This window comes from Gammaproteobacteria bacterium (assembly GCA_029862005.1).
In the GTDB taxonomy this organism is placed as follows: domain Bacteria; phylum Pseudomonadota; class Gammaproteobacteria.
The window spans coordinates 86,164-96,014 of record JAOTYD010000012.1; the positions used below are offsets into that span (position 1 = coordinate 86,164).

The 9,851-nt window shown below is 52.2% G+C and carries 14 protein-coding genes; 9 read left to right on the forward strand and 5 right to left on the reverse strand.

Going from position 1 to position 9,851, the window contains the following annotated elements; all coding sequences use genetic code 11:
* The first annotated feature begins 45 nt into the window (after positions 1–45).
* Both OES20_09950 and OES20_09955 read left to right on the forward strand, forming a co-directional pair.
* A complete protein-coding gene (locus tag OES20_09950; GenBank protein MDH3635016.1) occupies positions 46–606 on the forward strand; it encodes a tetratricopeptide repeat protein in 561 nt (186 codons plus the stop codon).
* Positions 607–642: 36 nt separating this feature from the next.
* Positions 643–1,011: a hypothetical protein gene (locus OES20_09955; protein MDH3635017.1), complete on the forward strand. Its 369-nt coding sequence runs from the start codon at positions 643–645 to the stop codon at positions 1,009–1,011.
* 58 nt (positions 1,012–1,069) lie between these two features.
* Here OES20_09955 and OES20_09960 read toward each other — a convergent pair whose 3' ends face one another.
* Together OES20_09960 and OES20_09965 are read right to left on the reverse strand one after the other, a co-directional pair.
* Positions 1,070–1,372, reverse strand: a complete 303-nt coding sequence (locus OES20_09960) for an HlyU family transcriptional regulator (GenBank protein ID MDH3635018.1) — start codon at positions 1,370–1,372, stop codon at positions 1,070–1,072.
* Between the two features lie 50 nt (positions 1,373–1,422).
* Positions 1,423–1,833: a cytochrome c gene (locus tag OES20_09965; GenBank protein ID MDH3635019.1), complete on the reverse strand. Its 411-nt coding sequence runs from the start codon at positions 1,831–1,833 to the stop codon at positions 1,423–1,425.
* A 150-nt stretch (positions 1,834–1,983) separates the two neighbouring features.
* Here OES20_09965 and OES20_09970 point away from each other — a divergent pair, with 150 nt between their 5' ends.
* Complete coding sequence (locus OES20_09970; protein ID MDH3635020.1) at positions 1,984–2,388, forward strand: helix-turn-helix domain-containing protein; 405 nt, start codon at positions 1,984–1,986, stop codon at positions 2,386–2,388.
* Here the strand turns inward: OES20_09970 and cpdA are convergent.
* Positions 2,385–3,191, reverse strand: a complete 807-nt coding sequence (cpdA, locus tag OES20_09975) for a 3',5'-cyclic-AMP phosphodiesterase (GenBank protein MDH3635021.1) — start codon at positions 3,189–3,191, stop codon at positions 2,385–2,387. The genes OES20_09970 and cpdA overlap by 4 nt on opposite strands.
* Before the next feature lie 295 nt (positions 3,192–3,486).
* Here cpdA and OES20_09980 point away from each other — a divergent pair, with 295 nt between their 5' ends.
* The 6 genes from OES20_09980 to OES20_10005 are packed head-to-tail and all read left to right on the forward strand — an operon-like array spanning position 3,487 to position 8,734.
* A complete protein-coding gene (locus OES20_09980) occupies positions 3,487–4,713 on the forward strand; it encodes a TMEM143 family protein (GenBank protein ID MDH3635022.1) in 1,227 nt (408 codons plus the stop codon).
* 41 nt (positions 4,714–4,754) lie between these two features.
* Positions 4,755–5,051, forward strand: coding sequence for a hypothetical protein (locus tag OES20_09985; GenBank protein ID MDH3635023.1), 297 nt, complete (start codon positions 4,755–4,757; stop codon positions 5,049–5,051).
* Complete coding sequence (locus OES20_09990) at positions 5,051–5,899, forward strand: TRAP transporter TatT component family protein (GenBank protein MDH3635024.1); 849 nt, start codon at positions 5,051–5,053, stop codon at positions 5,897–5,899. The genes OES20_09985 and OES20_09990 overlap by 1 nt, the downstream gene beginning before the upstream one ends.
* Before the next feature lie 52 nt (positions 5,900–5,951).
* Positions 5,952–6,953, forward strand: a complete 1,002-nt coding sequence (gene dctP, locus OES20_09995) for a TRAP transporter substrate-binding protein DctP (protein ID MDH3635025.1) — start codon at positions 5,952–5,954, stop codon at positions 6,951–6,953.
* Positions 6,954–6,956: 3 nt separating this feature from the next.
* A complete protein-coding gene (locus tag OES20_10000; protein MDH3635026.1) occupies positions 6,957–7,460 on the forward strand; it encodes a TRAP transporter small permease subunit in 504 nt (167 codons plus the stop codon).
* On the forward strand, positions 7,457–8,734 hold the full coding sequence (locus OES20_10005; GenBank protein MDH3635027.1) for a TRAP transporter large permease subunit: 1,278 nt from the start codon (positions 7,457–7,459) through the stop codon (positions 8,732–8,734). Before OES20_10000 ends, OES20_10005 begins: the two co-directional genes overlap by 4 nt.
* Positions 8,735–8,762: 28 nt before the next feature.
* Here the strand turns inward: OES20_10005 and OES20_10010 are convergent, their stop codons facing one another.
* Complete coding sequence (locus OES20_10010; GenBank protein ID MDH3635028.1) at positions 8,763–9,701, reverse strand: aldo/keto reductase; 939 nt, start codon at positions 9,699–9,701, stop codon at positions 8,763–8,765.
* A 35-nt stretch (positions 9,702–9,736) separates the two neighbouring features.
* Positions 9,737–9,851, reverse strand: a 115-nt coding sequence (locus OES20_10015) for an SDR family oxidoreductase (GenBank protein ID MDH3635029.1), incomplete at its 5' end; no start/stop codon positions are given.

Here is a 9,851-nt window from a genome sequence, read left to right on the forward strand (position 1 = left end):
GGTAGCATTGCGCCAATTGCCAAGGTGCACCGAGGAGCGAGTAAAATGAGATCGTTAAATCTTGTGTTACAAATGACCGTGGCCCTGGTTTTTTGTTTTCCCAACATCAGCTCCGCCGATCAAACCGATCAACGTCTCGACGGACTTTTTCATACCCTGCAAACCAGCCAGGACATGGAAGTCCTGCTGGAAGCCGAAGCCACAATATGGGAAATCTGGTACGAAAGTGGCAAGGAGACGGTCGATGCCATGATGCTGGAGGCGGCCGAGTTGGTCCGCGCGGGAGATCTAAGCGGGGCCGAGTCAGTTTATTCCAGGGTTATTGAGGAAGCACCTGGATTCTCGGAGGGCTGGAATCGTCGCGCCACGGTGCGCTTTTATCAGCGTGATTATGCTGGCTCACTCGACGACATCGAGCAAACCCTGAAACTCGAACCCCGTCATTTTGGGGCTGTCTGGGGGCTTGGGATGATCCTCGGTACCCAGCAAGATTTTGAACGCGCCATTATCGCTTTCGAACGCCTGCTGGAAATCAAGCCTAATGCGACTGACGCACGCCCCCGTATCGAGTTACTTAAACGGGAACTGGCAAAACAATCTGTCTAATCACCGGGTATGCCACTTTAACCGGGTGGCTCACTGATGAAAAAATCACATAAAGCGGTACTGTTTTCGGCCTTTGTTTTTCCGGGTGGTGGCCACCTGTACCTCAAGAAGCACATTCAGGCTGCCCTGTTGATTCTGGTTTCAGTTGCCTGTATCGGCGTATTGCTTTCCGTGGCCATGGAAAAAGCGCAACAAATCAGAGATAAAATCCTGGCCGGCGAAATTCCACTGGATCTAACCCGTATCACCGCGGAAGTATCGAACCAGGTGGCGGCGGGCGGAACCCAGATGGCCGATATCGCAACTTACGTCCTGCTGATCTGCTGGCTCCTTGGCATCGCGGATTCCTATCGCCTCGGCCGTATCCAGGACAAGGTTGATCCTCCCGGCAATCGTCAAACCTAACTGCAAATTAACTGCTGTAGGTAAAATGCCAGTGTTTGTCTGCCAGTGGCGGCAAGGATTAAAGATGGGTTTTGTTTAACAGGCTCGTACCCTGTTCATCGATAATTTGCCGTGCCTTGGTGACAGAATGATCGATGGCTGCCTGCAGTTCACCGTTCAGATCGGCGCGGATAAACTGGATCCGCCTGTTTTCACCGTCCAGTTCGCCGCTGATATAACCGGCGGTACGGTACTTGCCATCTTCGTTAATGGGTGCGGCTTCGATCGAAAATCCCTTGTAGTCAATCGGCTCTGAAGGTTCCGGTTGACCGGAACCGGCCGTGTCACCCAGAAGTGATTTGAAAAATTTGCCGAGTGCCATTGATCTGCCCCGAAAAGCCTGCGGAAATCACATCATAACAAAGCTGAGAATTACTGCATGTTCCGGTCATGCCAGACCTTGTAAACCTCGTCAGGCCATTTCGATTGAAAGTAAGCAATCACCGCGAGGACTTCCTGGTCGGAGAGTTTGTCGACAAATGCTGGCATGACGCCGCCCAGTTTAATGCCGCCTTCTTTAATGGAGCGGGCGAGTTGAGGAATCGAATGATGCCAGGCATGGGCCGTGCCATTGAGCGGCGGGGGCGGGTAGTTGCCATTCTCGTCCGGCTTCTTCCATTCCTTCGTACCCTCGGCATTGACGCCGTGACAGACCGCGCAGTTTTTCTGGTATCGGGGAGCGCCGTAGTCGACCACCTCCTGGGTAAACCAGCGTTCGGCTGCCACACTATTGAAACTGGTAACAAGCAGCAGTAAGACAATTCCATATTTAAGCAAGTGCATCATCATGATCCGTCAGGCAATTGGTAATATTCTAATTCTTGTACCAACTACAGGGTCAACAGTAACCGGGGATAATCCCGTTCATGGTTTTACCCTGTATTAAGTACAGGGATTGACGTATATTACAGCTTTATCCCGGAGTATTGAACAATGCTGACGCGTGGAAGACTCGCCACCCGCACGGGTTGCAATATTGAGACTATCCGATACTACGAAACGATAGGATTATTGCCGGCACCGGCGCGTACCGCGTCGGGTTACCGTAGTTACAGCGATGAGCACCTGCGTCGTTTGAATTTCATCCAGCGCGCCCGTGCGCTCGGATTTTCAGGCGAGCAAATCCGGGGATTACTGGAATTAACGGAAGCCGGTGCCAACAAAACGCGTGCCGATGTAAAGGCGCTGACAGAGGCGCATATCGATGAAATCAGCCTAAAAATCAAGGATCTGCAAAAAATACGAAAACGTTTGAGCCAGATTTCGTCGTTTTGTGATGGTTCGAATCAAAGTGCCAGCACCTGCCCGATCCTGGAATCGCTTTTCGACGATGCCTAAAAATTATCCACGCGATGAACCCGGGACGATATGCTCCCATCCGGGTGGAGACTGATATATCGATATCCGGGAGTCTCGGTGCCAATCGCAAAATCCTTGCTGTTGGGTTTGAACTGAACACAGCTTGACGGCGTCGACATCCATTCGATGTCGTCGATCGTCTGTCGTGTTTCCTGGTGTACATGCCCCCATAACACACCCCTGACATTGTCGTGTTGGGTAATTTTTTCGCGAAATCGATCAGCGTCCAGCAAGCCCATCTGGTCAATCCACAAACTGCCGGTATCCAGTGCCTGGTGATGAAGACAGACCAGGCCATGCTTCTCGGGATAGGCTCGCAGGCAGTCGCCCAGAAATTGCAATTGATTCCCGGAAACACGCCCGTGAACCTCGCCGCTGATTGTCGAATCCAGCATGACGATTTGCCAGTCGGCGATCAGAATATGTTTGGCCGCGTCAATTTGGTTTCCAGTGAAATGTTCCCGCATGTTATCGATTTCATCGTGGTTGCCCGGTAACCAGAAGGTTGCGATTTCCATATCATCGAACTGCCGAGCCAGGTAGGCGTAAGAGCCGGCGCTACCGTCCTGCGAAAGGTCGCCGGTAGCAAGCAATAGATCCAGGTGGCCACTGTTATCAACGGCGGCCCGGCTGACCGCCTCGAAACTACGCCGGGTATTCATGCCCCGCAGACAGTCTTCTGCTGCCGCAAAAATATGGCAGTCCGTGATTTGTACCAGGCTGACCCGATCCGGGTTGGCCGGTGTGAATTGCCTGGGCTTTGCTTCGACGGGGCTACTCATAGTGATTCCGCTTTAGTTCCATTGACTGACACGCTGCTTCAGGTTCTCGGTAATGCTTACTCCGGGGGTTTATATTGCCACTGGGCCTGGCGTACGCGACCATAGCAATAATCACGATCTGCGACAAATTGACGCTTTACGCTCAAAGGGCCGATCCCGAAGCCACGTTTCAATCAGGTAAAAACTATCCCGGCTCCCGGGCTCGCCAGTCTCTTGACGATGTCCTGGTATAAAAGAGGTAACGAATGGCAAAGGCGTTTCTTATGGCTCCCGTTACTGGCATTATTGGCCGATCATGCATAGCACGGAAAAATTCAGGTTCATACCCTATCGACGCCAGGACATCGTCGAGATGTGCCTGCGTGATCGCGGACTGGAGGCAGACGTCGACGGGTTCCGCCAGCTGAGTTACATGCTGGACCAGGTTTTCCATTTCGAATTTCACCAGGTCATCGAGTCTTTAAAGAACGCTTATGCGGATATTGATCCCGATACCGATACCCGGCGCCCGGATTACCCCGATTCCGAAAAAGCCGGATCCTTCATAACCCTGCTGGACGGGCTGCTCGAAAAGGCCAACTACGAGCGCGTCACCGAAGCGGATCTGAACCAGGCACTCTCCGAGTCGTCGATGTTCAAGATTCGATTACAGGTAGATTTTAACGATTTCTCCGAAGTGTCCCTGTTCGCCCGGGGTCAATCGGTCAGAACCGAGACGATTTCCACCTGGTTCGGACTGCGCAGCAAGACAATCGAATTCATCAACTATGAACGGGTCGTGGTTTACCTTCGAATTCGCGATGGTTATAACTCCAGTCTTGATTCTGATCATTGCCGGCCAGGTGCAACCTATCTCAAAATGTTTCGCAACGTCCCCAGGGCGGACCTGGAAATGCTGTTTCCGAACACGCGGGTGGGAATGCGGTTGCTGGATAAACTCCTGATCGGTGTTCCCGCGGTTGTCAGTGGGGGCATCGTATTGACGACCAAGCTTGGCGCGTCCCTGGTTTTGCTCGGGTCACTGTTCGGTTACTGGCTTGGTGTCAGCAGCCAGCCGGTAGAGTTAAACCAGGCGGCCGTATTAGCCCTGCTGGCCGGCGCCGCAGCACTGGGTGGCTACCTGTGGAAACAGTTCAACAATTTCAAGAACCGGAAAATTCGTTTCATGCAGGCGCTGACACAAAATTTGTACTTTAAGAACCTGGACAACAATGCCGGGGTATTTTATCGACTGGCGAACGATGCCGAAGAAGAGGAGTCCAAGGAAGCCATACTTGCGTATTACTTCTTATTGGTCAGTTCCGCGCCGCTGACCAGGGAAGAACTGGACCGCAATATCGAAACCTGGTTTGAATTCGAATGGCGCTGCAAGGTTGATTTTGAAATCGACGATGCGCTGCATAAGCTGGTGGCGCTGGGCCTGGTTGAAAAATCAGGGGACAAACTGGGTGCCGTGTCGGTGGAACGGGGAATTCGAATCCTGGACCAGCGTTGGGATAATTATTTCGTTGCGGAAAACTGATTTAAGCTAGAATTATCACGATCTAATTTTGGATAACTACTGTGTACATCTTAATCGCTGCCGATGGCCAGCTCTCGCTGGAAGACAGCGACAATATACGTGCTTTTTCAATCGTCGAAGAAGAAAGCGGCGCTGCTGCAACCCGGCTTGAAGCCATTGTCACCTCGTCTGAAGAGCAGCACTACTGGATTGATGCGAATGCGGTCGTAGAACTTTCTGGACGCCAGCATGATCAGCAATGGGTGCAGAAATTCTGGGATATGCTGGCCCAGGTGGAAGCCTACGGCTATTCAGATATGCAAAACAAACGAGTAAAGGCCCACGTGGAACAGGCCTGATGTTGAGATCCGCGTATCTTGTGCTGATGGCACTTTTACTAACGGGCTGCGCCAGTTTCGTCAGTTCCGCGACTTCGAAAATGGCGGATAACATCACGCTCGCGATTCTGAACCAGGACGATCCGGCTACCGTTCGCGATGGAGCACCATCCTATCTGTTAATGATCGATGGTTTGATCGAAGGGGATCCGGAGAATACGAATCTGCTGTTAGCCGGCGCTAAACTCTATGGATCCTACAGTACGGCCTTTGTCGATGATGAGGCGCGGGCGCAGCGCCTGGCGAGCAAATCCCTGTCGTATGCGCGTCGCGCGCTTTGTCTTGAAGCCCGCGAGGTTTGTGAAACGACTGCAAGCAAGCTGGACAAATTCGAGGACAGCCTTGTCGGGACGGGGAAGGGTGAGCTTGCAGTGCTGTACGGTTTTGCCGTCGCGTGGGCGGGCTGGATTCAAATCAATGCCGCGGACTGGAATGCCGTCGCAGACCTGGCAAAGGTTACGGCATTGTTCGAGCAATGTCTGGCTATCGATGAGCGCTACGATGGTGGAGGTGCCCATGTTTACCTGGGTGTGATCAAGTCGCTAAGGCCCGCAGCGCTCGGTGGGGAGCCGGAAGCTGCCCGCGTACACTTTGAACGCGCGATTGAAATCTCCGCGGGACATAATCTGATGGTCAGTGTATTAATGGCTAAACATTACGCCCGCAACGTGTTTGACCAGGAGTTGCACGATTCATTATTGACTTCAGTCATCGCTGCAAATTCCGATTACCCCGGTTATGTACTGAGTAATTCGCTCGCAAAACGGGAGGCAGATCAGTTGCTTGCAGAGTCCGGGGAATTCTTTTAAACGAAACTATGCAGTTTATGCAGGCTCCAATTATCGATATCGGAACATTCAAATGTACAGACTTGTAAATGTATTAAGCATGGCAATCATGTCGATCGTATTCAGTGTCAATGTCGACGCGAAGACGCTTAAGATTGCAACTCTAGCACCCGCCGGGACCACCTGGATGAATGAAATGAAAGCGGGTGCCAAACTGATAAAAGAACGCACCGCGGGTCGAGTCAAGCTGAAATTTTACCCGGGTGGCGTGATGGGTAACGACCGGAGCGTTCATCGCAAAATTAAAATCGGGCAACTCCATGGTGGTGCTTTTACCCCGGGTGGACTGGCGCAGGTTAACACCAGCATTCAGGCTCTGGGCTTGCCGATGATGTTTCAGTCGTATGACGAAATCGATTACGTGCGTCGTAGAATGGACCCGGTCATAAAAAAAGAAATGGAGTCCAGCGGATTTGTGCTACTGGGTATCTCCGAGGGGGGATTTGTCAGGATCCTGTCGAAGAAACCAATGCAGGATCTGGAATCGATTCGCGGCAGCAAGGTTTGGATCCCCGAGGGTGACCGGATCGGGCAGATTGTTTTCAAAGCGCTTGGGATAACCCCGGTCTCTTTACCGATTTCCGATGTTTTTACGGGTTTGCAGACAGGATTAATTGAGACCGTGGCGGTCAATCCGACCGCGGCCATAGCCTTTCAATGGCATACCAGTACCTCGTATATGACCGAATTCCCGATTACGTACCTGATCGGCGTCATAGCGATTCAGAAAAAAGTGTTTAACCAACTAACCGCTGCTGACCAGGAAATCGTCCGCGAGGAGATAGGCAAGGTATTTAGCCGTCTTGATGTGCTAAATCGCAGTGATAACCAGGCCGCCAAAGCAGCGCTGAAAAATCAGGGTATCTCTTTCGTGGCGCCGAGTCCCGGTGAAGTTGAACGCTGGAAGTCCATATCGGATAGCGCGATTGACCAAATGGTTGAAACCGGTGTAATTTCGGAAAAAATCGTCGGTCAGGTCAGAGGACATTTACAAAGTTTCCACGATAGCCAGTAGCCGATGCGAACCTGGATAAAGCGACTTCATCAGGTAGAAGATGCCTTGCTGGTCTTGTTGCTGACTACGATGATCGTACTCGCCGGTACGCAGATCCTGTTGCGAAATTTCTTTGATTCAGGAATTGTCTGGATCGATCCCTTACTCCGGGTGCTAGTGCTTTGGCTGGGACTGCTGGGTGCCACGGTTGCCACCCGAAACAACAAGCATATCAGCATTGATCTGTTGTCCCGGTTTCTCAAGCGCGATATCTATTGCCTGGTTCAATCGGTGGTAGCGCAAATCAGCGCCTGGACCTGCCTCGTAATCGCCTGGTACGGCTTAACTTGGATAAGACTTGACTATGAAGACGGCACGACCTCATTTGCGGGAATCCCCGCTTGGATGCTGGAAGTCGTCATCCCGGCAGCATTTGCGTTAATCGGATTGCGCTATTTTGTAAAATCGGGTTTCTGGGCGAGGCAATGTTTGCGGCACCTGAAGGTTGAGAAGGGCATGGCAGAATGAGTGTCGCAGCGCCAATATTACTGTTGCTGGCAATTCTGCGGACACCGTTGTTTGTCGTTATCGCCCTGAGTGCGATGATCGGATTTTATGGCCTGGATGTCGATCTGTCGGTCATTAGTATCGAGGTTTACCGGCTCGCTGAAATGCCGGTATTGCTCGCGATCCCATTGTTTACCTTTGCCGGATATTTGTTGGGCGAGAGCAAGGCTTCCACGCGCCTGGTCAACCTGACTAACAGTCTGCTCGGCTGGATGCCGGGCGGTTTAGCGATCGTGGCTATTTTTGCCTGCGCTCTTTTTACCGCGTTTACCGGTGCTTCGGGTATAACCATAGTTGCGTTGGGCGGTTTGCTATACCCGGCGTTGAAGCAGGCCGGGTACCTTGAAAATTTTAACCTGGGACTACTGACCAGCTCCGGCAGCCTGGGGCTTTTGTTCGCGCCGTCGTTGCCATTAATCCTGTATGGCGTCGTGGCACAGCAAATGGACCTGGATCAACCCGTTAGTATCAGTGATCTGTTCCTCGCCGGTATTTTCCCGGGCCTGTTGATGCTGGTCATGCTCTCTTTATACTCGATGATGCAACCCAGGGATCGCAGTCGGCGCGAACCCTTTAACCTGCAAACCGCGATTGCCGCGATTCTCGCGGCAAAATGGGAGATTCCACTGCCATTCCTGGTACTGGGTGGTATCTATGGCGGCTATTTTGCGGTTTCCGAAGCCGCCGCGGTTACCGCTGTCTACGTCCTGGTTGTGGAAGTGTTAATCATGCGGGAGATAAAGTTCTCTGAGCTGCCGGACATCATGCGTGACGCGATGATGCTGGTCGGCGGTATTATGATTATTATCGGTGTCTCCCTGGCCTCAACCAACTACCTGATCGATGCCGAAATCCCAATCCGGATGTTCGAATTTATCCAGTCGCATATCGATGAAAAACTGACATTTTTGATCTTGTTGAATCTGTTTTTACTGGTCCTTGGCATGATGCTCGATATTTTTTCGGCCATTGTCATCATTGTTCCAATTTTACTGCCGATCGCCGTGGGTTACGGAATTCATCCGGTACACCTCGGGATCATCTTCCTTGCCAATATGCAGCTGGGTTACTTCACGCCACCGGTTGGGATGAACCTGTTTATCGCCAGTTATCGCTTTGATAAACCGGTGATGTCCCTGTACGTTGCCACCATACCGTTTTTCGTGGTGTTGCTGGTTGCAGTACTAATCATCACCTACTGGCCAACGCTGAGCCTGGCACTGTTAGCCGATTAGGTTGTTACCTATTTTTCTTTGGCAAGGCTCAGGGGCGGAAGTATTTGAAGCAGTTCGGTTTTATGATTTCCCATCCCCGGTTCAATATGTCGAGGATCGACGGGTCCAGCGGCGCATGATTGCAAGCCTGCATGTTTTGCGCCAGATGCTCGATCCGGCTGGCGCCGAGTATGATGCCGTCAGCTTGAGCATCGTCGAGCAAGGAATGGTTCACCAGCCAGCTCAAGGCGACCTCGACGGGTTTTAGATCGAGTTCCCGGCAGGTAGATTGAAGTTCCTGCAGCACACTGAAGTAATCATGCTTCCAGTAGCGGTCGAGATAACCACGCTCTACGTTAAACCTCCCGCTGTCAGGTATGTCGTCCATGGACAGGTGTTTACCGGTTAGCATGCCACCCGCCAGCGGATTGTAGGCGTTAAAGCGCATGCCATAGTTGCGCAGGCACGGAAACAATTCGCGCTCCACGTCCCGCGTCAGGGCGTTGTACATCCCCTGGTAAACCGTCGGTTGCATCCAGCCGTTGTGACGACAGATTTCGACCACCTCGGCAACTTGCCACGAAGCGTAGTTGCTCAGACCGAAATGCCTGAACTTCCCCAGTTGAAACAACTCGTAACAGCTCTCCAGCGTCTGCGCTACTGGCGTATTCAGGTCGGGTGAATGCAGGTACAGCAGGTCGACCCGGTCGGTGCCAAGCCGCTGCAGGATTTCCGCCATCTGCTGTTTGACCTGGGCTGGCTGCAGCCCGTTGTCATTCCACGGATTTATTTTAGAGGCTATGTAAAGTTTGTCGCGTGCCTCCGGAGGTAACAGCCTGCCGAGCATTTCCTCGGTACGACCCTCGCAGTAGATGTGCGCGGTATCGATCTCACTGTTCCCGGCCCCGGTGAATTGCCGCAGCATCTTTTGTGCAGTGTCCTGGTCGACCTGGTCACCGAAAGTCATGGTACCGAGAATCTGTTTCATATCGTTTGCCGTTTCACGAAAGTACTGGATGAGGATTAATTCGCCGTGTAGCCGCCGTCGACCATGTAGATCCCGCCAGTGCAATAGGCGGCAGCATTGGAAGACAGGTAGACCGCAAGTCCAGCAAGATCTTCGGGCTGGCCGATTCGA

Coding starts and splice junctions, on each gene's coding strand:
- OES20_09950 (MDH3635016.1), top strand. CDS start 46: ATGAGATCGTTAAATCTTGTGTTACAAATGACCGTGGCCCTGGTTTTT.
- OES20_09955 (MDH3635017.1), top strand. CDS start 643: ATGAAAAAATCACATAAAGCGGTACTGTTTTCGGCCTTTGTTTTTCCG.
- OES20_09960 (MDH3635018.1), bottom strand. CDS start 1,372: ATGGCACTCGGCAAATTTTTCAAATCACTTCTGGGTGACACGGCCGGT.
- OES20_09965 (MDH3635019.1), bottom strand. CDS start 1,833: ATGCACTTGCTTAAATATGGAATTGTCTTACTGCTGCTTGTTACCAGT.
- OES20_09970 (MDH3635020.1), top strand. CDS start 1,984: ATGCTGACGCGTGGAAGACTCGCCACCCGCACGGGTTGCAATATTGAG.
- cpdA (MDH3635021.1), bottom strand. CDS start 3,191: ATGAGTAGCCCCGTCGAAGCAAAGCCCAGGCAATTCACACCGGCCAAC.
- OES20_09980 (MDH3635022.1), top strand. CDS start 3,487: ATGCATAGCACGGAAAAATTCAGGTTCATACCCTATCGACGCCAGGAC.
- OES20_09990 (MDH3635024.1), top strand. CDS start 5,051: ATGTTGAGATCCGCGTATCTTGTGCTGATGGCACTTTTACTAACGGGC.
- dctP (MDH3635025.1), top strand. CDS start 5,952: ATGTACAGACTTGTAAATGTATTAAGCATGGCAATCATGTCGATCGTA.
- OES20_10000 (MDH3635026.1), top strand. CDS start 6,957: ATGCGAACCTGGATAAAGCGACTTCATCAGGTAGAAGATGCCTTGCTG.
- OES20_10005 (MDH3635027.1), top strand. CDS start 7,457: ATGAGTGTCGCAGCGCCAATATTACTGTTGCTGGCAATTCTGCGGACA.
- OES20_10010 (MDH3635028.1), bottom strand. CDS start 9,701: ATGAAACAGATTCTCGGTACCATGACTTTCGGTGACCAGGTCGACCAG.